We start from the raw sequence: 21,854 nt of genomic DNA, 5'->3' as shown, positions 1-21,854 counted from the left end.
TTAACCACTGGCATCACAAAACAGGTGCAAACTGCCGCACATAGCATTATTCTTTGCCGACCGGTAGCGGCTCCGTTGAATTAATTGCCATATCGCCGTAAATAAAATAAAACAAGTATCGTAACCATTACTTTACAGCATGTGAATCATTCTGCCATAACATAGAGGTTTAATTGATGGATGGTCAACAACATGGCGACCAGCTAAAACGCGGCCTGAAAAACCGCCATATTCAGCTTATTGCCCTCGGGGGCGCAGTAGGTACTGGGCTATTCCTTGGTATCGCTCAAACAATAAAAATGGCTGGCCCTTCGGTCATTCTCGGCTATGCCATTGGCGGTTTCATCGCGTTTCTGATCATGCGCCAACTCGGTGAAATGATCGTGGAAGAGCCAGTGGCCGGTTCCTTTAGCCATTTCGCGTACAAATACTGGGGTAATTTTGCTGGCTTCGTCTCCGGCTGGAACTACTGGGTGCTGTACGTGCTGGTGGCGATGGCAGAACTAACAGCAGTCGGCATCTATGTGCAGTACTGGTGGCCGGAGATCCCCACCTGGGTCTCCGCCGCCGTGTTCTTTCTGGTGATCAACGCCATTAACATGGCCAATGTGAAAGTCTACGGCGAGGTGGAGTTCTGGTTTGCCATCATCAAAGTGGTGGCGATAATCGGTATGATCGCATTCGGTGCCTATCTGCTGTTCAGCGGCATGGGTGGCCCAGAAGCCACCGTCACCAACCTATGGGCACAAGGCGGTTTCTTGCCAAATGGTAGCATGGGGCTGGTGATGGCGATGGCGGTGATCATGTTTTCGTTCGGCGGCCTCGAACTGGTGGGCATCACCGCAGCAGAAGCTGACAACCCGCAAAAGAGCATTCCCAAAGCCACCCACCAGGTTATCTACCGTATCTTGATCTTTTATATCGGCTCACTGGTGGTTCTGCTTTCGCTCTACCCATGGAGCAAAGTGGTTGAAAGCGGCAGCCCTTTTGTGTTGATTTTTCAGGCGTTGGACAGCAATCTGGTGGCATCCGTGCTAAATATCGTGGTGCTGACTGCTGCGCTGTCGGTATATAACAGTTGCGTTTACTGCAACAGCCGCATGCTGTTCGGCCTAGCACAACAAGGCAACGGGCTGAAAAGCCTGCTGAAGGTGGATAGCCGTGGCGTGCCGGTGGTCGCCATCGGCGTTTCCGCCATCGCCACCGCATTTTGTGTGCTGATCAACTATCTGATCCCTGGGCGTGCTTTCGAACTGCTGATGGCGCTGGTAATCTCGGCGCTAGTGATCAACTGGGCGATGATCAGCCTGGCGCACCTGAAATTCCGCGCGGCTAAAAACCGTGAAAGCGTCGAACCGAAGTTCAAAGCCATCTGGTATCCGTTCAGCAACTACCTGTGCCTGCTATTTATGGCCGGTATCTTGGTGATCATGTACCTGACGCCAGGCATTCGCATTTCGGTGTTACTGATCCCGCTGTGGATAGCAGTTCTGGCGGTCAGCTACGCCATCAAGCAGCGTAGCCAATGCATCTCCAGCCGCTAAAGGTTTTCCCCCTAAACACCACCAATGGCCCGCAAATGCGGGCATTTTTCCGCTCTTGGGGGCATACATACCTTTGCTCAGGTTTGGGCGGGTTATTTCAAGCAGTTGGAACACTGGCCCGCTTGGATCTTCTGGAAAAAGTCATTGCCTTTGTCATCTACCAAAATGAACGCCGGGAAGTCTTCTACTACAATTTTCCAGATTGCCTCCATCCCCAGTTCAGGATACTCGACACACTCCAAGCTCTTAATACTCTGCTGTGCCAGCACCGCCGCCGGGCCACCGATGCTACCAAGATAGAATCCGCCGTGCTTATGGCAGGCATCGGTCACCTGCTGGCTGCGGTTGCCCTTCGCCAGCATGATCATGCTACCGCCATGTGACTGCAACAGATCGACATAGGGATCCATGCGCCCTGCGGTGGTCGGGCCAAGTGAACCGGATGCGTAGCCGTCCGGTGTTTTCGCAGGACCAGCGTAGTAGATCGGGTGATCCTTGACGTACTGCGGCAGACCTTCACCGCGATCCAAGCGTTCTTTCAGCTTGGCGTGCGCGATATCGCGGGCCACGATGATGGTGCCGCTCAGCGATAGACGGGTGGCAACCGGATACTGCGCGAGCTGTTTTAGGATCTCGGCCATCGGGAGATTGAGGTCGATCTTGATCGCTTCGCCTTCCCCTGCTTGACGTAGTGCCTGCGGAATAAACTTGCCTGGGTTGTGCTCCAGTTTTTCCAGCCAGATGCCATCACGGTTGATCTTGCCCTTAATATTACGGTCAGCAGAACAGGATACCCCCATGCCAACCGGGCAGGACGCGCCATGGCGTGGCAAGCGCACTACACGAATATCGTGAGCGAAGTATTTGCCGCCAAACTGCGCGCCCAGCCCCAAATTCTGCGCTTCTTTCAGCAGTTCTGCCTCCAACGCCATATCGCGGAACGCCTGGCCGTACTCATTGCCTTCAGTCGGCAAGCCATCGTAATACTTGGTAGAGGCCAGTTTGACGGTCTTCAGCGTTGCTTCGGCCGAAGTGCCACCGATAACAAACGCCACATGGTACGGCGGGCAAGCGGCGGTGCCTAAGGTGCGCATTTTATCGACCAGATAATCCTTCAGTTTGCCCGGAGACAACAGCGCTTTGGTTTCCTGATACAGGTAAGTCTTGTTGGCTGAACCGCCGCCTTTGGCGATGCACAGGAATTTATATTCCTCGCCATCCACAGTATAGAGATCGATCTGCGCTGGCAGATTGCTGCCAGTATTGACCTCTTTGTACATGTCCAGCGCAGCGTTTTGCGAATAGCGCAGATTATCTTCGATATAGGTGTTGTACACCCCGCGCGACAGCGCCGCCTCATCACCGCCGCCAGTCCAGACACGCTGGCCTTTCTTGCCAACGATAATCGCCGTACCTGTGTCTTGGCAGGTCGGCAAAATCCCCTTTGCGGCGATCTCTGAGTTACGCAGGAATTGCAGCGCAACGTATCTGTCGTTTTCGCTGGCCTCTGGATCTCGCAGGATGTCGGCCACCTGTTGCTGATGCGCAGTGCGCAGCATAAATGAGGCGTCATGGAATGCATGTTGGGCGAGGAGGGTCAGCGCTTCCGGGGCGACTTTCAGCATTTCCTGGCCTTCAAATTCGCTCACGGTGACGTGATCGCGGCTCAGCAGGTAGTATTCGGTATCGTCTTTCTTCAGCGGGAACGGATCTTGGTAATAGAACGGTTTATTCGACATTGATCTCTCACTTGCACGCTCAATTGCATTAAATTCACACGGAAGCTGCACTACTCAGGTGCTGCAGTCAGTCAAAAAACTGCCCCCACCTTACGTATTTTTAAGCAGCTAATTATTGCGCCAAATCGCAAAATAACCGTTTTTGTGTAAAGGGAACCGTGGCAACTTTATCCAGTGAGAACTGCGGGTACTGGCTCCTCATGCACGCTTTATTATCCCGCAGTTAACACGTTGATTACAATCCATCAGCGTCGATCGGCTTATTGTCAGCCACCACGCCTAGGCTTAAGCTACCTACAATGAACAAAGTAAGAATCCCCATAAAGCTACAACAGGCGGTGATGCGCTGCCTGCGAGAAAAGTTGCAACTGGCTCGGCAGCATTTTTCCGCCGAATTTCCAGAGCCGAAAATCATTTACCAGCAACGCGGCACTAGCGCAGGAACTGCCTGGCTGCTGGCTTGGGAAATCCACCTGCACCCGGTGCTATTGATGGAAAACCAGCAAGCGTTTATCGACGAAGTGATACCCCATGAGCTGGCACACCTGTTGGCGTTCCGCCAGTTTGGCCGCGTAGCACCCCATGGCCGAGAATGGCGCTGGATGATGGAAAGCGTGCTGCAAGTCCCCGCCAAACGCACCCACCAGTTTGAGATCGCCTCAGTGCAACGCAAAACTTTCCCCTACCACTGCGGCTGCCAGCAACATCAGCTCACCGTGCGCCGCCACAACCGCGTACTGCGCGGCGAAAGCGAATATCGCTGCTGCCAGTGCGGCGAAAAGCTGGAATTTATCGCTAATGAAAGTTTTTAATAGAGTGAAGAATATGTAAAGCGGATAACTGTAGTGAATCAGCCCTGAAGCAACCTGAAGGATATTGGAAAAACCCCCACGGGCGTGGGGAAGACTCCAGCCCCATCAGGTTGCCCAGTTGCGTCTGGGTCAACCCCATGCTATCTCGCAGTACGATCACCGTTTCCGCGCTCGGTATCATTTTCAAAATGTTATATATTGTCATCACTCCCAAAGTCGGAATTCAGGAAAATTTTACCTTGTCGGGTCGGTGGATATGCCTGCGTACGTAACCCCGTCTTGTCCGGCGAGGTGAATTGCGTTTTATGATCGACCAGGTTTTTCTTGCACTTCCAGCGGCGGGAAATGGCCCGATATCCATCCGCTTCGCGGTACACCTCAAGGGTGTATTTAAAAATCGTCCTATCAGTGATCATGATGAGATAACCCCACTTCCCTCTGTTCGTCGGTTTCCCAAATAACCCCGAACCCGGCTTTGTAACAAAGTAACGCCCATGTCGCGTTATACGATGTGTAATAGACACATCAATTAAAATGAGGTTATGACTATGCGACCATAGAATCGCTGAACAGAGTGATCCGGCATGCCATCAAAAAGCGTAAAGTGTTCCCGACGGACGACTTCAGTGAAAAAAGTGGTATGGCTAGCTATCCAGGCGGCATCACAAAAATAGACGATGCCGCTGAGGGACTGACGCATGGCGATGAGCCGCTTTGTTATTGAGTCCGGCGACCACCTGGACGGTCACTACTGAGAAAAGGCACTTACACAGAATGCTGTATCGGCTTGCCCCATGATTACAGGTGATTATGTGGATCTTGCGTCTGGTGTAATACTGCCAACACCTCAATACCAGCAGGAACTTCTCGATAGTAGATAATATGACTCTCAACAGGGAAACTCCGCACCCCAAAATGAAGATCCATACTACGATCACGTCCGGGGGACGGCTGACGATCAAGAATATCTGTCATAGTTACACGCAACGAATTAGCGTAAGCCTCTGCTACGCTACCCCCCCACCGACGCAGGGAATAGCGTTTTATTGCCCGAATATGCTCTCTGGCATTCTTAGTAAACTGAACGCTCATCCCTAAGCCTTATCTTCAAGTTCATCGACCGTCAAAGGTGCAAATACATCATCAATACTATGTAACTCATCACGATCGGCCTGTGCAATGGATTCTGCCAGAATAGCTTTTAAACTCTGTAGCTTAAGCTGTGCAAACTGATCATACTCTTCAGGAGAAATGACCACGGCCACACGCTTACCATGCTTACTAATCTCCACTGGCTCACGCTGAACTTTCATCAGCAGATCACCAAACTGGTTCTTAGCGAGTTGTGCAGGAATGACTTCCATAAATAACCTACTATCTATAATGGCTCGAATAGCCATTATAGCCAAAAAGACAGATAATCACTAGTGGCCCATGTGTACTGACTTAAAAACAAGAAACACCCCCACGGGCGTGGGGAAGGCCCAATATATTGTAAAAGAGCAAAGCACTCAGTCTATATGTTGTAGTTAGACGGATTGGAGCCTGTTTACCATTCTGTATAAATACATTTTTCAGAAGTGACTGTCTAGGCGGCCACCGAACTCGGTAATAAAGCGGTTCATCGCCATACGCCAGTCCCTCAGCGGCATCGTCCATTTCTTTGAGGCCGCCCAGATGGTCAGCCCCCCCTTTTTTCACTCAATCGTCTGTCAGGAACACCTGACGCTTTTTGATCGCATGGCGGATCACGCTGTCTAACGACTCGATGGCGTTGGTGATGCAAACGTGGTGGATCACCATGCCGATATCCGCCGGGTATGCAACGAACGTGGCAAGATTCGCCCAGTTTACCTGCCAATTGCAACTTATCTGCGGATATCGGCTGTCCCAAGCACTGCCGCACGCTTCCAGCGCCTGCAAACCCGCCTCTGCCGTTGCTGCCTGATAGACGGCCTTCAGATCATGGGTGACGGCCTTGTAGTCCTTCGGAGGGGAACCGCAGGTATTGCGCACCCTATGCACGATACACAACTGGATACGCGCGCCTGCGAATAGACCTCATTGATGGCGTCCGGGAAGCCTTTCAGGCTGTTCACGCAGGCGATGGGGATATCGTTCAACCCACGGTTAGCTACGTCAGTACGTTCAGCCATAAGAGAACAGGTCATGAAGAGCCGCTTGTGCGGCTCGCTGTGTTACTCTTCGCGCTCTATCAGCAGCGCTTCCAGCAGATCGAGATCGTGCAGCAGCTTCTGTAATGTCTCATTGCTGATTTTCTGCGTAGCGCGTAAGTGGTACAGCTCGCCGCGTTCAGCACGCAGCGCCACCAGGCGGAAACGCCGTTCAAGGTTTTCCATCACCAGCGCATTCTCGATATCTTCCTTCGAGGCAATGCGGCGGCGTAACATACCTACCACCCGCGAACTGATCTCTTTCAACACCTGCGGATCGATGTTTTCCTCAGTATCGGCGGCCAAGCGTTCCTCCATTTTATTGACGCTCTCCACCGCCACCTCCGCTGCCATGACAATGGCCATGCGTTCTTCGCTCTTGCTGGCACTCTTATCTGCCACCTGCACACCACGTAGCAACAGCGGTAGCACCAACACGCCAACAATCAGCGACAGCAGGATCACCCCGGTAGCAATAAATATCAGTTGATAACGTGCCGGGAAGGCACTGCCATCACTCAGCAATAACGGTATCGACAGCACACCGGCCAAAGTAATCGCCCCACGCACCCCGGCGAATGACGCCACCCATAACTCGCGCATGCTGTAATTGCCAAATTGCAGCGGACGCTTTTTCATAAAGCGTTTGCTGGCGTTTTTCATCAGCCACAGCCAGGTAAAACGCAGCACTAGCAGCGCAGCGTAAATGGATGCCACATCGGCGAACAGATACCAAGTCTGAATGGTTGGATCTAGCTCAGCCTGCATAAGCGAGGTTTCCAAAATACCAGGGAGTTGCAGGCCCAACATGATGAACACCATGCCGTTGAAGACAAATTCCAGCATCGCCCAGACGCTGTTAGCACGCAAGCGCATCGCCAGCGGCGCATTGCGGATCACACCAGACTGGCTGATGGTCATCCCTGCGGCTACCGCCGCCAGAATGCCTGAGACGCCAACATGCTCGGCGATCAGATAAGAGGCAAACGGCAGCAATAGCAGGAAGACAATCTGTGTAGCCGGATCATCGCCGCTCCAGCGGCTAATTAAGCGCAGGGATTTGCTGTAAGTCCAGGTGACTGCCACACCAGCCAGCAAACCACCGATCGCCACCTTGAGGAACTCAAGGGTAGCACCTCCGACGGTGAACACCATGGTGCCCATCGCCACCGCGATGGCAAATTTTAGCGACACCAGGCCGGAAGCATCGTTCATCAATGCTTCGCCTTCGAGCACACCCATGATGGGTTTAGGAATGCGCCCTTTACCAACAATGCCGGACAACGCCACGGCATCGGTTGGCGACAGCACCGCCGCTAGCGCAAAGGCCGCCACCAACGGAATGCCTGGTACCATGGCATAAATCAGGTAGCCGATGCCGACGACAGTAATTAATACCAACACCAACGCCAAACCAAGAATTTCGCGCCCATAGTGCAAAAATTCACGCATCGGCATTTTCCAGCCATCAGCAAACAGCAGCGGCGGGATAAACAGCACCATAAACAGTTCGGGGTCAAAATCGACATGCAGCCCGAAATGTGGCCAAGCCAACAAGGCACCGATGGCGATTTGCATTAACGGTAGCGGCATCTGGAACGGCAACATGCGCGTCACTACCCCAGATAGGGAGACCACCAGGGTCAAAATGAGGATAGTAAAAAAAATTTCCATGCTTTTCTTAAACTCCGAATTCAGGCCACATCTCTGGTGCATACGCTGATAATAGGTCACTTTTTTACAGCGATTAAAGCTTGTTATAACATTCAAAACGCAGCAAAACGGCGGCTTTTAGCTGAAGATGAAAACGCGTTATGGGTACCAGCAGTTTGAAGATGGATAGCGCAAGGCCCCAAGCCAAGCATCATCCTGATGCAAAATAGCCCGCGTTAAATTGCCCAACCGCTGGCATAGAACCCCACCAGCGCCAGGGCGATCAGCACGGTGCTGATAGTCAGCTTGCGCCACTCGCCGGAAAAGATGCGGCCAATAACCAGTGAGCTGAAGCCCAGCATAATACCGGTAACAATGTTGCAAGTCAGCACGATAAACACCGCACACAGCAGCCCAGCCATGGCATCCACGAAGTCGTTGAAATCCAGCTTGGTGACGTTACTGAGCATCAGCAGGCCAACGTACATCAACGCTGGCGCAGTCGCGTAGACTGGCACCAGATAGGATAACGGCGACAGGAACAACAGCAGCAGGAACAATACGCCAACCACAGTGGCAGTCAGGCCGGTCTTGCCGCCCGCAGCGGCACCAGCGGCAGATTCGATATACACCGCAGCAGGTGCGGTGCCTACCAGGCCGGAGAAAATACTGCTGAGGGAGTCCGCAGTCAGCGCTTTACCACCGTTGATAATCTGCCCGCTCTTATCCAACAAATTGGCCTGCCCAGCCACCGCGCGGATGGTGCCAGTGGCGTCAAACACCGCAGTCATCACCAGCGCCAACACGCTCGGCAACACGAGCGGATGCAATGCACCCATGATGTCCAAACTGAAAATCAGCGAGTTGCCTTGGGCATCCACCAAGCTTGGCATGGCGAACAGTCCTTGGTATTTCACTTCTGGGTCGACGATCAGGCCGATAACCGAGATAGCAATAATCACCAGCAAAATACCACCGGGTACGCGCAGTTTTTCCAAACCAATAATTACCGTCAACCCAAGCAACGTCATCACCACCGGGAAGGAGGTCAAGGCACCCAGGGCCACTGGCAGGCCGTCGTGCGAATTCTTCACCACCAGGCCAACACCGTTAGCGGCGATCAGTAAGAGAAACAGGCCGATGCCGATGCCAGTGCCATGCGCCACGCCCATTGGTAGGTTACGCAGCAGCCAGGCGCGAATGCCAGTGACCGAAATGATAGTGAACAGCACGCCCATCAGTAATACCGCCCCCAGCGCCACCGGAATGCTGATATGCTGACCCAGCACCAAGCTGAAAGCGGTGAAAGCCGTCAGGGAAATCGCACAGCCGATCGCCATCGGCAAGTTAGCCCATAGCCCCATCAGCAACGAACCGAAGCCGGTCACCAGACAGGTGGCGACAAACACCGCCGTTGGTGAAAATCCCGCCTTGCCCAACATGCTCGGCACCACGATCACCGAGTAGACCATCGCCAGGAAGGTGGTCAGCCCTGCCACCACCTCCTGACGCACGGTGCTACCGCGCGCGGATATATTAAAATAACCATCAAGCCCGTCGGCATTATTCGCATGAGGTTCCGACATATGTTGCTGTCTCCTGTGTTTAATTAATCAGCTTGTTGCCACAGGTTTGTCATCCCGCGCATGCTGGATTGCCACGGGATATTTCCCGTCATGTTTGCTTCATGCCCTTCAACAGCGCGGCCAACCGACGTTGCGCAAAAGGCAAACGATTATCCAGTCTTCTATCCCGTCGAATCAACTAAATATTGCGGAAAGTCATACAGAAAATATCGGTAAAATAACGCTGTGCGCAACGCTAGTGGGGGCATTCCTGCTGGGATTATCAACGGTGCCAGTAGCTTTTCTGCGCCTTGTTCACCTTCACCAAATAACGGCGTGACTCGGCGGCTGGATGCTGGGTAGCCAGCATCTGATACACTTCGTCGGGTTGCATGCCGTTGATAATGCTCACCGCGCGGCTTCTGTCGCTGGAAAATACCCGCAACACGCTGCCTGCACCGCCGTTGTAAGCGGTGATCACCGCATAGCGGTGCGAGGCCGGGTTCTGAATACCGTCCAGATAGTTGTTCTGCAATAGCGCCAGATAAGCGGTGCCGGTATCAATGTTGTTTTCTGGATCGAACAGGTAGCTGCGGCTCGGTTTGCCCCATTTACCCTGCATCTGGAACACATCTTTGCCAGCGGTATGTTGCACCACCTGCATCAGGCCCAACGCGTCTGAGCCGCTCACCGCATATGGGTTAAAGCTCGATTCGATCTGCATGATTGCCAGGATCAGCGACGACTCTACACCGTACTTCTCCGATGCCTTGCGCACCATCGGCAAGTATTTGTGCGCTCGTTTGTCCAGGTGATTTGACACCAGTTGGATGGTGATCGCATAGATCACATGCAAGCCAGAGGTGCGTTTTTGTAGTTTAGTTTGCAGCAGATCATCGGCAAAGTGTGCCGCTCGCCATTCCCAGCGGATGGGCAATCCTTTGTTATCCAGAACTTGACCATAGAGGAACGGTTCTTGACTGATCTGGATATCGTTGACATCGGAATAAAGATCGATAGAGCCAGGATCGTCCCCCATCAGCAAGGTGCTGATGATCGCCTGACGCAAATGTGCAGCCGGATCGGTGGTAGCGATGGTTTCAAAGGTAATAGTACCGGAATCAAAGTTGATATGGCTGCGGGTCTGATACTGATCGGTATATTTGACATAATCTTTCGGCCCGGCGATCAGAACCTCGTTCATGCCCCAAATATTCTCGATATTGTGGGCAAATTGGCCCATCAGGATGTCGAAACCGTTGGTGTCTTTGACCCAGGCTTGATTGATTTGATCACTTTTTTTGCCGGAACAGGCGATCAACAACAGCGCTATCACCAGCAAAGCTAACGTTTTCTTCATCTTGTTAACGCCGTATACGCTAAGAATTATACCCTGAATAATTCGAGTTGCAGGAAATCAACAACGCGGCAACAAATCGGTCGGGAAGCGATTTGAACAGCGCATGTACTGGGCCACAGGCTGAACCTCCGGAATGAGGCTGATTAATCCACAGGCGCTGTCACCCGTCAGTGACTGGGGTAAGCGAGGAAAGCTCACGCACAGGCAACTTGAAGTATCACGGGTATATAAAAGTACAGCATGGCCCCAACAATATTATTCGCCGGGTGGTGTATAGCCTTCGATGTGCACATCGTGCCCTTCAAACAGGAATTTGATCATCTCTTGCTCCAGCAGGTTGCGGTCATCAAGGTTCATCATGTTCAGTTTTTTCTCATTGATCAGCATAGTTTGCTTCTTCATCCATTCCCCCCATGCTTCTTTGGATATTTCGTCAAGGATGCGCTTGCCGACATCCCCCGGATAAAGCTGAAAATCCTGCCCTTCGGCATCGCGCTGTAGGAAGGTACAAAAAATGGTGCGGCTCATGCTAATTCCTCATCAATGGCGATAAATTTTGTCGTCTTGGAGACTGCTTTGCCAACAGTTGCAACAGGCGATCAACCGGCGCTGCCAGCCCGACCGAGGGCGGCTGTGCTAAGTTATACCAGAGACCCGCTCCCTCATCCATGCCGCCACCCACCGCGCTCATTTCCAGCCACATCGGCACGATATCAAGATGAAAGTGACTGAATGTATGGCGAAATGCACTTAGCTGTTCCATGCGGTTGCTTTTCACACCGCGTTGTTGCAGCCAGAAGACCAAACCATCCCGTTCGCTGAACTGCGGGAAGCAGAACAAACCGCCCCATAGCCCAACCGCTGGGCGCTGTTCCAGCCACACGCGTTCGCCGTGTTGCAGCAATAAAAAGTAGGCGGTTTTTTCCGGCAGGGTTTGCTTTGGCTTCTTGCCGGGGTATTTTGCCCAGTGGTGATTGGCGTAGGCGATGCAACCAACATTGAGTGGGCAAAGCTCGCACTTGGGTTTGGTGCGGGTACACACCATGGCCCCCAGATCCATCATCGCCTGGTTGAACTGGCCGACATCCTGAGCTGGGGTGACCTCTTCGCTGATCGTCCACAGCCGGTTCTCGACCGTTTTTGTGCCCGGCCAGCCTTCCACCGCATAGCAGCGGGCCAACACGCGCTTCACATTGCCATCAAGGATCGGATAGTGCTGGCCGAGCGCCAACGACAACACGGCACCCGCAGTGGAACGGCCAATGCCGGGCAAAGCGGCAATGTCTGCATAGGTAGTCGGGAATTCGCCGCTATGCTGCACGACAATAGTCTGCGCCGCTTTGTGCAAGTTGCGCGCGCGGGCATAGTAGCCCAGGCCAGTCCATAGATGCAGCACTTCGTCCAGCGGAGCCTCAGCCAGCGCGCGCACATTGGGAAAACGTGCCATAAACCGCTGAAAATAAGGAATGACGGTGGCAACCTGAGTCTGCTGCAACATCACTTCAGAGAGCCATACCTGATAGGCGGTTTTATCAAGCTGCCATGGCAGGGTTTTGCGACCATAGCGTTGGTACCAGCTAAGCACCACCGATGCGAACTGTTGTGCTTGCATCATAAGCAGATTCGATATCCGGCAAAAAAATGAAGCAAGATTGCAGCATAGAGTCAGGATGCTGTAAACCGGAACTTTCCAACACCGTACGGCAAGCATTAAGATGAATACTTGCTAAAGCAAGGTATCTTTGCATAATGCGCCTTTTCCTAATTGGCAGTCAAACAGACAGAAAACACTATGATTAATGACGTCATCTCCCCGGAATTTGATCAGAATGGCCGCGCGATGCGCCGTATCCGTAGTTTTGTCCGCCGCCAAGGGCGGTTGACCAAAGGCCAGCAGCAGGCATTGGACAACTATTGGCCGGTAATGGGCGTGGAGTATCAGGCTGAACCCGTCGACATCGCCGCACTATTTGGCTGCAACGCGCCAACGGTACTCGAGATCGGCTTTGGCATGGGCGCTTCGCTAGTAACCATAGCAGGCAACAACCCGCAACAGAACTTTTTGGGGATAGAAGTGCATTTGCCGGGTGTAGGTGCTTGCCTGGCGGATGCCCACGCAGCCAAACTGAGCAACCTGCGTGTGATGTGTCACGACGCGGTTGAGGTGCTGCAGAATATGATCCCGGACAGTTCGTTGGACATGGTGCAGTTGTTCTTCCCCGATCCGTGGCACAAAGCGCGCCACAATAAACGCCGGATCGTCCAGCCCCCCTTTGTTGAGCTGGTGCTGAGCAAACTGAAAATGGATGGCGTCTTCCATATGGCCACTGACTGGCAACCTTATGCAGAACATATGTTAGAAGTGATGAACGGAGTCACAGGCTACCGTAATCTTTCCAGTGATAATGATTACCTGCCGCGCCCGGATACGCGTCCGCTGACAAAATTTGAATTACGCGGCCAACGCCTGGGACATGGCGTCTGGGATTTGATGTTCGAGAGGAGAAAATAATGGCTATGAAACGCAGTCGTCGTTTACGCAAGAAATTACACATAGAAGAGTTTCAGGAAATGGGTTTTTCGGTAGCCTGGCGCTTCACCGAAGGCACTGCCGTTGAGGACATCGATAATACGCTGGACGCGTTTATCGACGAGGCGATTGAACCTAACGGTCTGGCGTTTGACGGCAGTGGCTACCTGCAATGGGAAGGTCTTATCTGCCTGCAACGGATCGGCCACTGCACCAATGAGCACCGCGCACAGGTAAAAAACTGGCTGGACGCGCGCAAACTGATCGATGTAAAGGTCAGCGATTTATTCGACATCTGGTGGGACTGAGACTTCTCACGCAGTTAAGGTTTAAGCTGTCTGGCGGGTCAATGCTGATCGCGTAAAGATCGATTAAACGATCCGCAGGTGAGCGGCGTGATTTTGCCGTAGCCCTTGTGGCCTGCCATCACCAGCCGCTGGCCGCGCTATCTGGACTGCCCCCACACCTGGCCTAACATTAAGGACGGCTTTGATATAGCTGGCTTTGCCACACACTTGGCTCTTGGCCGTTTCCCCTTGGGCACCCGCGCTGTCTACCGGAGGTACCGCCCCAACGCCCCCTCCTGGCACCCGTGACCTTCACTTTGGGAAACACCATGCTGGAGTGAACCGAACCAGCGTTTATCTCACTGACTGATTTATAGATGCATACACTGCCCCTATTTAAAGGTTTAATTATTCCAGTCCAACGATGAAATATTTGTCACTCAGGAGAGGTGTATCTTAGAGCTTATCCCAGTAGGCGTACATTATTGCAGCCAGGTTGCAACAACCGCAGCGTACAGGGAGTCCGTGAGGAGGGTGAGCACTGGGGAATGGCTCCCGTGTTGAATCCGATAAACCTGGCATACACAGGAGACGTGAAGCTGCACACGGTGCATCCTGGGCGGGCGCTAGATACGCTAGTGATAGGGAAGCCTTAGGGCGACGTAAGAATACGCGCCAATCAGGGCAGGCAGTGACCACTGGCAGCGTTAAAGAGGCTTACATCAATATGAACAGGATGCAGGCCGGGAATGGCAGCGGATCGGCGGTTATTTTACGTAGCTAAAGGCAGTAGTGACATGTTTCACGCCGCTGATCTGGCTGGCAATTTGCGCCGCCGCCTGGCCTTCTTGTCGCGTGACCAGACCCAACAGGAACACTTCACCATTCTCGGTAGTGACCTTCACGTTGGTAGACTTCACCGTATCGCTGGTGAGCAGTTGCGAGCGTACTTTGGTGGTGATCCAGGTATCAGAAGAAGCCGTGCTCAGGCTAACCGGCTTGCCCTGACGGATCTCGTTATACACTTTGCTAGCACCTTCAACCCCCATGGCGATCTGTTTGGCACGGCGGGTCATATCGCTGTTCGGCGATTGCCCCGTCAACAACACTTCGCCCTGATAAGCGGTAGCGACTACCCGGGCATCCTTCTTCAACTGCGGATCTTTACTCAGCGCGTTTTCAACCCGGGCTTCCAAGGTGCCATCGTCCACTTGGGTGCCAATGCTGCGCGGATCAGTGGCAGTTTTAGTGGCGATAGCTGCGCTGCCGATCACCACACCAGCGATACAGCCTTGTAACAACAGGGCGCTGCACAGTACTGCAAATGGGGCTTTTAGCTTCATCCTCGTTCCTTAATCGTCCTGGTGGGGAAACAATATACTATCTATCAGGTCGCAAAGGCAGTTTACGGTCAACATATGCATTTCCTGAATGCGTGCACTACGGTGCGATGGAATACGGATCTCAACATCCTGTGGGCCGAGCAAACCGGCCAGTTCCCCGCCGTCGTGGCCGGTAAGCGCAACAATCGTCATATCCCGCGTGACCGCTGCCTCCACCGCTTTCACAATATCACGGCCGTTACCACGGGTGGAAATCGCCAGCAAAATGTCGCCGGTGTGCCCCAGTGCGCGCACCTGCTTGGCGTAAACTTCGTCGTGCAGTCTATCGTTGCTGATAGCAGTCAGCACCACGTTATCGGCGTTAAGGGCGATGGCTGGCAAGCTGGGGCGTTCGGTTTCAAAACGATTGATCATGCTCGCGGCGAAGTGCTGCGCGTTGGCCGCCGAGGTGCCATTGCCACAGCACAGGATCTTGTTACCGTTGAGTAAAGATTGAACCAGTGTCATCGCCGCGCGGGAGATGGCGTCTGGCAGAGCCTCCGCTGCTGCGATCTGGGTTTGGATGCTTTCGGTAAAACAGGCTTTAATTTTATCCAGCACGTTGAATCCACTCAGTCAAAGGGTAAAACCCGATTAATCCGCATTGAAGGCGTTGGGTATCCAGGCTAACTGGCTACCGGTAATGGCCATAACATCAAAACGGCAAGATGATGTGTCAAAGCTGGCTCCGCGCCCCGCCAGCCAGACGGCGGCGGCGTGCAGCAGCCGCTGCTGTTTACGGTAGGTAACACTGGCGGCCGCACCGCCAAAGGTATCATTGCGGCGGTAACGCACTTCGACGAACACCCAGGTTTGACCATCACGCATGATAAGGTCGAGTTCGCCGCCGCGCAGCGCAACGTTGGCCGCGCAAAAAGTGAGACCAGCGCGTTCCAGATGACGCCGAGCCAACAGCTCATAACCCGCCCCTGTGGCACGTTGATTCATGAGATCGGCACTACCACCCCCTGGCGATACTGTAGCCAAGGCAGTTTTCGGTTGATCACGCAGCCTGGCGCAGCGGTGAGCATACCGGTGGTGCCAGAGAGTTGGAGGGCGGGCAAATAGCGCAGTTCACCAAAGTGATTAGCCAATGCCCAGGCATCCATCCCCATCGCATACAGGCGCACCAGCGAGTGGTCGTTATGGAAGCGCGCAGTTGCCTGTTGCAACAATTGCGGGTTGGCACCCGCCAACAGCGGGATGTCGCTGAACTGTAGACCTTCCATTTCCAGACGAAAGTCCAGACCGGCTCCGGCCTGATAACTACGCGAGCTGGCGTATACCGCCAGCTTGCTGCGCGAGTTGGTAGCCATATCAATCATCGGTTTGATCAACGTCAACTGGGCCGGGGTGGCGACGATATAAACCGCATCAATGCCACCGCCAGCTCCCCTTGGCTCATCGCTCGATGACACGGGAGGGGTCTCCCCGGCGATAGTCACGTTGGGTGGCGTGGGAATGGAGGGAATCGGCATGCCAGTCAAGCGAAGGCCGCCGCTGTTTGCCGCCTTACGCAGTTCATCGGCAGAGCCAATACCTTGCTGTAATACCCTTTGGCCACCCAGCTTTTGCCATTCTTGATTAAAGGCTTTGGCGACACGATCGCCGAAGGAAGCGCGCGGCACCAACAGCAGCGGTTGGCGTTGCTGTTGATCCCAGATATGGCGGGCGGCATCGCGCGCTTCATCCTCCGGCGACAGCGCAAAGTAACAGATGTTTGGGTCATCATTCGGCGTTTCCGGCTGATTGAGTGCCAGTACGTTCAGCGTGGTATGGCTACCAGAAAGCTGATCGACGTTTTCTTTCAGCAACGGGCCGACCACCAGCGTAGCACCATCCTGCTGCGCCTGGTTCAGCAACGCTGTCAACGGCTGGCTAGTGGTGTCATACACCTTAACTTGCACATTATTGGTAGCCTGCGATGGGGTGATTGACGCTATAGAAGGCACCGTCTGATCTGCTGGCTGCGGCGAGGTACTGACCGCACCGCTGGCGTTGAGATCTGCGGAGATGACGGCCGATTGGTCAGGGTTAGTGGTTTGCAGTGCTTGCGGTGTCGGCGCAGATGCGGAGACGCCGTTCTTCGCGGCTTCAAAACCCTGCAAAATGGCGTCGGCGAACATCTGAGCTTGGCCGCTCAGCGGCAGCAACAAAGCGATGCTTGAGGTGGAGGCTTGGGTGAGGTTTAACACCGGGTTCAACGGGGTTGGCAATGTTTTCGCCGCCGGATTATGCGGGTAGCGGTTTTTCCAATCTTTGATGCCCGCCTGGAGCAGGTCTGGATCTTGCCGATTATCCTGATAGACCCGCAGCAGATCTAGCCATCCTTGCAGCACGTTCTCGTTGGCGTTGATCACCAGGCTATTGACGTTCTGCGGCGTCAATTGCAGCAATGTTTGCCAGGTCTGATCGAGATTGTTTTGGTGTGCCTGGCCGATCAGCAGCGGTTCTTGCGCAATATAGGCGCGGATCAGCGGCAGAGAAGGGGTACCCTGATTGGCGGCAATTTGCGCCTGATAGTAGCGCATCCGCTGATTAGCCGACAGCGAACCGCTATCCAGATGATCCAGAGTGCTACGAGCGCTGATGTTTCTTTTGCTGGCTACCTCTAGTTCAGCGGTCAGCAGTTGTCGTTCCGCCAATTGCACGCTGCTGAGGTTTTTGGGCAGTTGTTCCCACTGCTCACTGGCCTGGGGCAATTTCCCCTCACGCAACAACGCGCGAATAGCAAGTAATTGCCAGTCAGCCTTGTTATCATCACTGCTTTGTTGCAGTTGCAGCAGATAGTAATCAGCGTTGGCGTTGGCCTCATCTTGTATATTGACGGGCGGCGTTTGCGGTACCGGACTTGCACAACCCACCAGCAAAAGGAGTGCTGCGATGACTGCGGTAAGTCGGACAGGCTTGGAATGCCCTGCTTTGGTAGCAACAAATGTTGAGGAAAGCATACGGTATCCAGTGGTGTTTTTTTCAAGATGCACAATATTAAATCGGCAACCCGGATGAAACAATGAATCAACAGCAACAATCCGTCATTTCTACATCAACGCTGTATGTAGTACCCACGCCTATCGGCAACTTAGGCGATATAACCTACCGTGCGCTAGAAGTACTGAAAAACGTTGATCTGATTGCCGCAGAAGACACACGCCATACCGGCTTGCTGTTACAACATTTTGCGATTAGCGCACGGTTGTTTGCACTGCATGATCATAACGAACAGCAAAAAACCGAACAACTGCTGGTAAAGTTGCAGGCAGGTCAGAGTATAGCGCTAGTCTCTGATGCTGGCACACCACTTATCAACGACCCCGGTTATCACTTGGTACGCCGTTGCCGCGAAGCCGGTATCCGCGTGGTGCCGTTGCCGGGAGCCTGCGCAGCAACTACCGCCCTGTGCGCTGCTGGCGTCGCCTCAGACCGTTTTTGTTATGAAGGTTTCCTGCCTGCGAAAACCAAGGGGCGTAAGGATACGCTGATGGCGCTGGCAGAGGAAGCACGCACGCTGATTTTCTATGAATCTACCCATCGTCTGGTAGAAAGTTTGCAGGACATGGTCACCGTTTGGGGGCCACAGCGCTATGTGGTGTTGGCACGCGAACTGACCAAAACCTGGGAGTCAATCTATGGTGCACCAGTCGGTGCAGTGCTGGCCTGGGTACAGGAAGACGAAATGCGCCGCCGTGGCGAGATGGTACTCATCGTCGAAGGCCACAAGGCGCAAGAGGATGTTCTACCGCTTGACGCACTGCGCACGCTGGCGCTTTTGCAAAAAGAGTTGCCGCTGAAAAAGGCGGCAGCGCTGGCGGCAGAAATCCACGGCGTGAAGAAGAATGCGCTGTACAAGCACGCGTTAGAGCAACAAGGATCGTAAAGCAGTTGACCTATCGCCAACGCGGCGCTACCATCCGCGCCGGAGTTGACCAGACAGTCGCCGCTTCATTGCCGTCCTCTTCGGGGGAGACAGGTGAAGGGGAGGAAAGTCCGGGCTCCATAGGGCAGGGTGCCAGGTAACGCCTGGGAGGCGCAAGCCTACGACTAGTGCAACAGAGAGCAAACCGCCGATGGCTCGCGCAAGCGGGATCAGGTAAGGGTGAAAGGGTGCGGTAAGAGCGCACCGCGCGGCTGGCAACAGTTCGTGGCACGGTAAACTCCACCCGGAGCAAGGCCAAATAGGGATTCACATGGTACGGCCCGTACTGAATCCGGGTAGGCTGCTTGAGCCAGTGAGCGATTGCTGGCCTAGAGGAATGACTGTCCACGACAGAACCCGGCTTATCGGTCAACTCCCCCAATAAAAAACTCCTGCGTAACAATATGTTACGCAGGAGTTTTGGTTGTTGTACGCTGAAATTTTCAGCCAGATCACGATGCTAACTTCATTTTTTACAAGCTCAACTATCCTGGCTGGTGCTTCGTAACAAGATATAGTCATTCTGATAAACATCGTGATTTCCGCAGCGTTTATCACGATGCTTATTTGCTGCTGAACGGCGGAGTTTTAGATAAGGACAGCAAAAAATAGTGCTACCTTATGACCAAATCCATATTGAGTTCAATTCAGATGATATGGCAGCGTGAGGCCATGCCAGCAACTGCCTCCAGCCAGAAAGAGACTTTATCCTGGCTGGGGCGGTAAGTGACAAAATCGCGACTCTGACAATAAAAAGGGTTTGCCCCACAGGTGACTCAGCACTCAACGGTAGCAAAGCTTAGCTTCAGCAAAACGAGGGCGCTGCAAGGGGAGGGCCAAATGAAAACAAAGGACTATTTGGCAGCAAAAGTCTTTTTAAACAATCGTATAGCGCCCCACGCACCCAAGGCACGGCGCGACCAGCGTATCAACTTGCTGGGGTGACGGATGCCATATAGCGCCATGACGCCAGAGCCAAGTACCAGGTAACGGCGCAAGCCAAACACCATTTGCCAGCTACGGTCAATGCGTGTGGTTTTTTCCAACCACCGGGTTTTGCTCTCGGCCAGATCCAGCCGCTGTTGCTGGATCTGCCGAATCAGGTGCTCTTTTTCACGTTTCAGGTCGTGGCGGCGGCTCATGGTTCCCCTTCCAACTCGGTGTGGTCGATGGCCAGTTGTTTGCGCGTGTCTCCCAATAGCGTAGTGCGCCGAACCTTGACCAACGTCCAGATAGTGCCAACGATGGCCAAGAACAACAGCACGCCAGTGGTAGCCCCTAGCGCCATCAGCCGGTAGAGCGGATCGATAGCCCAAAAAATCAGGATCAATAAGCTCATTAGGCCAAAGGCAGTAAACAGCAGCGTCAAACCAGCCATGACCAGCAACTGAATGAGATTGGCTTTCTCCTCTTCCAATTCGACCACCGCCAGACGAAGCCGGGTTTCCACCATGCCGACCACAATGGTGATGATACGCTGGCCGATATCCAACACCCCTTTTGCGGGACCGGGCGCGCGGACTTGCGGTTGCTCAGCCATAATCAGCGACGCGCGAGCAAAACGCCCAGCACTACGCCCACCGCAGCACCGATGCCAACACCAGACCAGGGGTTTTCACGCACATAATCATCTGCCTGCTCAGCAATTTGCCTGGTTTGACAAGCGATTTTGTCCCCTGCATCACTCAGGCGCGCGCGGGTGTCTTGCAATGCGCTTTCTGCCTTTGAGCGTAGTTTTTCTAACTCGGCTTTCGGCTTGTCTTTGGACGAGTTCAGCACTTCTTCCAGCGTATCAGCTAAAGATTTCAGTTCAGCGCGTAAGTTTTTTGCATTTGAATCATGTGCCATGTAATTATTCCTTAACAACGTTAATATTGACAGAATTGCAACATAGCGGATTTTTTCGTTGCCACAAAGGACGGGGGGAGGTTGATAAAACCAGACATCCATTTTTACCCGGTAAAAACCCCGTGTACTGCGGCTCTCATCGATAAATATCCACTAGGGTAAAAAATTATTCCCTCTGAGTTTGTTTTAGCTCAGCTTGCGCCAGTTTATTCTGTTTCTTGCCGACTTTTTCCAGGTTGCCAGTCTGCATCGCTTGTTTCATCTCCTGCTGACGTTTAGCCACCTTGCTTTGTTTTTCATCAACTTTCTTCTGGCGTTCGGCTTGCAGTTGCGCGCTGGTACAGTGAGTTTGCACCTCACTCAGCGCCTTTTTCAGCCCAGTTACACGGTGAATATTGCCATGCTGGGTGGCGTAATCAATCTGCTGCTGGATGTTCTGCGCCTTGCTGGCACAGCCGTCTTCTAGCGCAAACGACAACGCTGGTAGTGTACATAGCGGGAGAGCCAGTAAGAGTAAACGGCATAATTTCATGCTATCGGTTCCTGGTTAATGGGATGCAATGGCACGCATTCGTCTCTCCCGGCTGACTCAGGCAGCATAGTAGGAGACTGACACAGCCTAGCTGACATTATTCAGCTTAGTCATGAAATGCGCTAACCCCCAAAGAATCAGCCATGAGTTCTGGCCAATTACGGAAAATACGGGAGAAAGCCCCGCCCCCGTCTATGCAGGGTTTGATCCTTGATTAAGCGGGAAACCTACAAATTCACCTGCCCAATGAGAAGGAGTGAGGGGCAAATTCAGCACGCTGCTATAACCTGAGGTAAGACTATTTTGCAATACTTCGCGCGCTGGCAATTGTTGTTCCGGTGGATCCAGCCGGATCAGCAAGCTGGCGCCTTTTGGCGTAATGCTTTTGATGTGGATACCGTGCTCATCCAGACGTTGGTAGAGGCAAAAACCGTTAGGGAGCAGCATGCTTTGCCGACTAGCGTGGATGTGCAATTCGCCCTCAGTGCGCTCCCTGTAGCAGGCAGCAACAG

22 protein-coding genes, 1 other RNA gene and 2 pseudogenes are annotated in these 21,854 nt (G+C 53.3%); 7 read left to right on the top strand and 18 right to left on the bottom strand.

The window, feature by feature from the left end:
* Positions 1-176 precede the first annotated feature (176 nt).
* Positions 177-1,544, top strand: a complete 1,368-nt coding sequence (locus SYMBAF_RS03125; protein ID WP_040263215.1) for an amino acid permease — start codon at positions 177-179, stop codon at positions 1,542-1,544.
* Between the two features lie 92 nt (positions 1,545-1,636).
* Here the strand turns inward: SYMBAF_RS03125 and fumA are convergent, their stop codons facing one another.
* Positions 1,637-3,283, bottom strand: coding sequence for a class I fumarate hydratase FumA (fumA, locus tag SYMBAF_RS03120; RefSeq protein ID WP_040263218.1), 1,647 nt, complete (start codon positions 3,281-3,283; stop codon positions 1,637-1,639).
* Between the two features lie 299 nt (positions 3,284-3,582).
* Here fumA and SYMBAF_RS03115 point away from each other — a divergent pair, with 299 nt between their 5' ends.
* Together SYMBAF_RS03115 and SYMBAF_RS03110 are read left to right on the top strand one after the other, a co-directional pair.
* Positions 3,583-4,095, top strand: coding sequence for a SprT family zinc-dependent metalloprotease (locus tag SYMBAF_RS03115; RefSeq protein WP_040263220.1), 513 nt, complete (start codon positions 3,583-3,585; stop codon positions 4,093-4,095).
* Positions 4,096-4,636: 541 nt separating this feature from the next.
* Positions 4,637-4,790 (top strand): annotated as a pseudogene (locus SYMBAF_RS03110) (IS256 family transposase); the annotation flags it as partial.
* A 103-nt stretch (positions 4,791-4,893) separates the two neighbouring features.
* Here SYMBAF_RS03110 and SYMBAF_RS03105 read toward each other — a convergent pair.
* The 8 genes and pseudogenes from SYMBAF_RS03105 to mutY form a co-directional block, all read right to left on the bottom strand.
* The gene (locus SYMBAF_RS03105) at positions 4,894-5,187 is read right to left on the bottom strand and encodes a type II toxin-antitoxin system RelE/ParE family toxin (protein WP_082026827.1); all 294 of its coding nucleotides are present in this window, start codon (positions 5,185-5,187) and stop codon (positions 4,894-4,896) included.
* 2 nt (positions 5,188-5,189) lie between these two features.
* Positions 5,190-5,459 (bottom strand): type II toxin-antitoxin system Phd/YefM family antitoxin, encoded by a 270-nt coding sequence (locus SYMBAF_RS03100; RefSeq protein ID WP_006708643.1) that lies wholly within the window; start codon positions 5,457-5,459, stop codon positions 5,190-5,192.
* A 210-nt stretch (positions 5,460-5,669) separates the two neighbouring features.
* A pseudogene (locus tag SYMBAF_RS03095) lies at positions 5,670-6,239 on the bottom strand (transposase); the annotation flags it as partial.
* Between the two features lie 54 nt (positions 6,240-6,293).
* The gene (locus tag SYMBAF_RS03090) at positions 6,294-7,943 is read right to left on the bottom strand and encodes a Na+/H+ antiporter (protein WP_040263225.1); all 1,650 of its coding nucleotides are present in this window, start codon (positions 7,941-7,943) and stop codon (positions 6,294-6,296) included.
* Between the two features lie 215 nt (positions 7,944-8,158).
* Positions 8,159-9,508 carry an NCS2 family permease gene (locus SYMBAF_RS03085; RefSeq protein WP_040263227.1) on the bottom strand — a complete coding sequence of 450 codons (1,350 nt, stop codon included), beginning with the start codon at positions 9,506-9,508 and terminating at the stop codon, positions 8,159-8,161.
* Positions 9,509-9,770: 262 nt separating this feature from the next.
* Positions 9,771-10,847 (bottom strand): membrane-bound lytic murein transglycosylase MltC, encoded by a 1,077-nt coding sequence (mltC, locus tag SYMBAF_RS03080; protein ID WP_040263236.1) that lies wholly within the window; start codon positions 10,845-10,847, stop codon positions 9,771-9,773.
* Positions 10,848-11,102: 255 nt separating this feature from the next.
* Positions 11,103-11,375, bottom strand: a complete 273-nt coding sequence (locus tag SYMBAF_RS03075) for an oxidative damage protection protein (RefSeq protein ID WP_040263238.1) — start codon at positions 11,373-11,375, stop codon at positions 11,103-11,105.
* Position 11,376: 1 nt separating this feature from the next.
* The gene (gene mutY, locus SYMBAF_RS03070) at positions 11,377-12,462 is read right to left on the bottom strand and encodes an A/G-specific adenine glycosylase (RefSeq protein ID WP_152609025.1); all 1,086 of its coding nucleotides are present in this window, start codon (positions 12,460-12,462) and stop codon (positions 11,377-11,379) included.
* Positions 12,463-12,639: 177 nt separating this feature from the next.
* On the opposite strand from mutY, the gene trmB reads away from it, so the two are divergent.
* Both trmB and SYMBAF_RS03060 read left to right on the top strand, forming a co-directional pair.
* Positions 12,640-13,359, top strand: a complete 720-nt coding sequence (gene trmB / locus SYMBAF_RS03065) for a tRNA (guanosine(46)-N7)-methyltransferase TrmB (protein WP_040263240.1) — start codon at positions 12,640-12,642, stop codon at positions 13,357-13,359.
* A complete protein-coding gene (locus SYMBAF_RS03060) occupies positions 13,359-13,685 on the top strand; it encodes a YggL family protein (RefSeq protein ID WP_040263242.1) in 327 nt (108 codons plus the stop codon). Before trmB ends, SYMBAF_RS03060 begins: the two co-directional genes overlap by 1 nt.
* A gap of 746 nt (positions 13,686-14,431) precedes the next feature.
* On the opposite strand, the gene dolP is transcribed toward SYMBAF_RS03060, so the two are convergent.
* From dolP to SYMBAF_RS03040, 4 genes are read right to left on the bottom strand one after another with little or no spacing between them, the layout of a single operon-like run.
* Positions 14,432-15,007, bottom strand: coding sequence for a division/outer membrane stress-associated lipid-binding lipoprotein (gene dolP, locus SYMBAF_RS03055; protein ID WP_040263244.1), 576 nt, complete (start codon positions 15,005-15,007; stop codon positions 14,432-14,434).
* A gap of 9 nt (positions 15,008-15,016) precedes the next feature.
* Complete coding sequence (diaA, locus tag SYMBAF_RS03050) at positions 15,017-15,607, bottom strand: DnaA initiator-associating protein DiaA (RefSeq protein WP_040263246.1); 591 nt, start codon at positions 15,605-15,607, stop codon at positions 15,017-15,019.
* A gap of 33 nt (positions 15,608-15,640) precedes the next feature.
* Positions 15,641-15,994, bottom strand: coding sequence for a YraN family protein (locus tag SYMBAF_RS03045; protein WP_061770701.1), 354 nt, complete (start codon positions 15,992-15,994; stop codon positions 15,641-15,643).
* Positions 15,991-17,997 (bottom strand): penicillin-binding protein activator, encoded by a 2,007-nt coding sequence (locus SYMBAF_RS03040; protein WP_040263251.1) that lies wholly within the window; start codon positions 17,995-17,997, stop codon positions 15,991-15,993. The genes SYMBAF_RS03045 and SYMBAF_RS03040 overlap by 4 nt, the downstream gene beginning before the upstream one ends.
* Before the next feature lie 62 nt (positions 17,998-18,059).
* Between SYMBAF_RS03040 and rsmI the strand changes: the two genes are divergently transcribed.
* Together rsmI and rnpB are read left to right on the top strand one after the other, a co-directional pair.
* Complete coding sequence (gene rsmI, locus SYMBAF_RS03035; protein WP_040263253.1) at positions 18,060-18,923, top strand: 16S rRNA (cytidine(1402)-2'-O)-methyltransferase; 864 nt, start codon at positions 18,060-18,062, stop codon at positions 18,921-18,923.
* A 41-nt stretch (positions 18,924-18,964) separates the two neighbouring features.
* An RNA gene (gene rnpB, locus SYMBAF_RS03030) (RNase P RNA component class A) lies at positions 18,965-19,343 on the top strand.
* A gap of 473 nt (positions 19,344-19,816) precedes the next feature.
* Here the strand turns inward: rnpB and SYMBAF_RS03025 are convergent.
* The 5 genes from SYMBAF_RS03025 to SYMBAF_RS03005 all read right to left on the bottom strand — a co-directional run bounded on the left by SYMBAF_RS03025 (position 19,817) and on the right by SYMBAF_RS03005 (position 21,789).
* The gene (locus tag SYMBAF_RS03025) at positions 19,817-20,104 is read right to left on the bottom strand and encodes a YqjK-like family protein (protein WP_040263255.1); all 288 of its coding nucleotides are present in this window, start codon (positions 20,102-20,104) and stop codon (positions 19,817-19,819) included.
* Positions 20,101-20,502: a phage holin family protein gene (locus tag SYMBAF_RS03020; RefSeq protein ID WP_040263257.1), complete on the bottom strand. Its 402-nt coding sequence runs from the start codon at positions 20,500-20,502 to the stop codon at positions 20,101-20,103. The genes SYMBAF_RS03025 and SYMBAF_RS03020 overlap by 4 nt, the downstream gene beginning before the upstream one ends.
* A gap of 2 nt (positions 20,503-20,504) precedes the next feature.
* The gene (locus SYMBAF_RS03015; protein WP_006708628.1) at positions 20,505-20,810 is read right to left on the bottom strand and encodes an ElaB/YgaM/YqjD family protein; all 306 of its coding nucleotides are present in this window, start codon (positions 20,808-20,810) and stop codon (positions 20,505-20,507) included.
* A 166-nt stretch (positions 20,811-20,976) separates the two neighbouring features.
* The gene (locus SYMBAF_RS03010; protein WP_040263259.1) at positions 20,977-21,342 is read right to left on the bottom strand and encodes a DUF1090 domain-containing protein; all 366 of its coding nucleotides are present in this window, start codon (positions 21,340-21,342) and stop codon (positions 20,977-20,979) included.
* Between the two features lie 192 nt (positions 21,343-21,534).
* Entirely contained in the window at positions 21,535-21,789 is a 255-nt protein-coding gene (locus tag SYMBAF_RS03005) for a hypothetical protein (protein WP_237162923.1), read from the bottom strand.
* Positions 21,790-21,854: the final 65 nt, after the last annotated feature.

Origin of the sequence: Serratia symbiotica (assembly GCF_000821185.2) — a bacterium.
Classification (GTDB): domain Bacteria; phylum Pseudomonadota; class Gammaproteobacteria; order Enterobacterales; family Enterobacteriaceae; genus Serratia; species Serratia symbiotica.
The sequence above is the reverse complement of the archived record's forward strand: the minus strand, read 5'-3'. Positions and strand labels throughout refer to the sequence as shown.

What these genes read in the sequence shown, in the direction of transcription:
- SYMBAF_RS03125 (WP_040263215.1), top strand. Translation starts at nt 177, where the DNA reads ATGGATGGTCAACAACATGGCGACCAGCTAAAACGCGGCCTGAAAAAC.
- fumA (WP_040263218.1), bottom strand. Translation starts at nt 3,283, where the DNA reads ATGTCGAATAAACCGTTCTATTACCAAGATCCGTTCCCGCTGAAGAAA.
- SYMBAF_RS03115 (WP_040263220.1), top strand. Translation starts at nt 3,583, where the DNA reads ATGAACAAAGTAAGAATCCCCATAAAGCTACAACAGGCGGTGATGCGC.
- SYMBAF_RS03105 (WP_082026827.1), bottom strand. Translation starts at nt 5,187, where the DNA reads ATGAGCGTTCAGTTTACTAAGAATGCCAGAGAGCATATTCGGGCAATA.
- SYMBAF_RS03100 (WP_006708643.1), bottom strand. Translation starts at nt 5,459, where the DNA reads ATGGAAGTCATTCCTGCACAACTCGCTAAGAACCAGTTTGGTGATCTG.
- SYMBAF_RS03090 (WP_040263225.1), bottom strand. Translation starts at nt 7,943, where the DNA reads ATGGAAATTTTTTTTACTATCCTCATTTTGACCCTGGTGGTCTCCCTA.
- SYMBAF_RS03085 (WP_040263227.1), bottom strand. Translation starts at nt 9,508, where the DNA reads ATGTCGGAACCTCATGCGAATAATGCCGACGGGCTTGATGGTTATTTT.
- mltC (WP_040263236.1), bottom strand. Translation starts at nt 10,847, where the DNA reads ATGAAGAAAACGTTAGCTTTGCTGGTGATAGCGCTGTTGTTGATCGCC.
- SYMBAF_RS03075 (WP_040263238.1), bottom strand. Translation starts at nt 11,375, where the DNA reads ATGAGCCGCACCATTTTTTGTACCTTCCTACAGCGCGATGCCGAAGGG.
- mutY (WP_152609025.1), bottom strand. Translation starts at nt 12,462, where the DNA reads ATGATGCAAGCACAACAGTTCGCATCGGTGGTGCTTAGCTGGTACCAA.
- trmB (WP_040263240.1), top strand. Translation starts at nt 12,640, where the DNA reads ATGATTAATGACGTCATCTCCCCGGAATTTGATCAGAATGGCCGCGCG.
- SYMBAF_RS03060 (WP_040263242.1), top strand. Translation starts at nt 13,359, where the DNA reads ATGGCTATGAAACGCAGTCGTCGTTTACGCAAGAAATTACACATAGAA.
- dolP (WP_040263244.1), bottom strand. Translation starts at nt 15,007, where the DNA reads ATGAAGCTAAAAGCCCCATTTGCAGTACTGTGCAGCGCCCTGTTGTTA.
- SYMBAF_RS03045 (WP_061770701.1), bottom strand. Translation starts at nt 15,994, where the DNA reads ATGAATCAACGTGCCACAGGGGCGGGTTATGAGCTGTTGGCTCGGCGT.
- SYMBAF_RS03040 (WP_040263251.1), bottom strand. Translation starts at nt 17,997, where the DNA reads ATGCTTTCCTCAACATTTGTTGCTACCAAAGCAGGGCATTCCAAGCCT.
- rsmI (WP_040263253.1), top strand. Translation starts at nt 18,060, where the DNA reads ATGAATCAACAGCAACAATCCGTCATTTCTACATCAACGCTGTATGTA.
- SYMBAF_RS03025 (WP_040263255.1), bottom strand. Translation starts at nt 20,104, where the DNA reads ATGAGCCGCCGCCACGACCTGAAACGTGAAAAAGAGCACCTGATTCGG.
- SYMBAF_RS03020 (WP_040263257.1), bottom strand. Translation starts at nt 20,502, where the DNA reads ATGGCTGAGCAACCGCAAGTCCGCGCGCCCGGTCCCGCAAAAGGGGTG.
- SYMBAF_RS03015 (WP_006708628.1), bottom strand. Translation starts at nt 20,810, where the DNA reads ATGGCACATGATTCAAATGCAAAAAACTTACGCGCTGAACTGAAATCT.
- SYMBAF_RS03010 (WP_040263259.1), bottom strand. Translation starts at nt 21,342, where the DNA reads ATGAAATTATGCCGTTTACTCTTACTGGCTCTCCCGCTATGTACACTA.
- SYMBAF_RS03005 (WP_237162923.1), bottom strand. Translation starts at nt 21,789, where the DNA reads ATGCTGCTCCCTAACGGTTTTTGCCTCTACCAACGTCTGGATGAGCAC.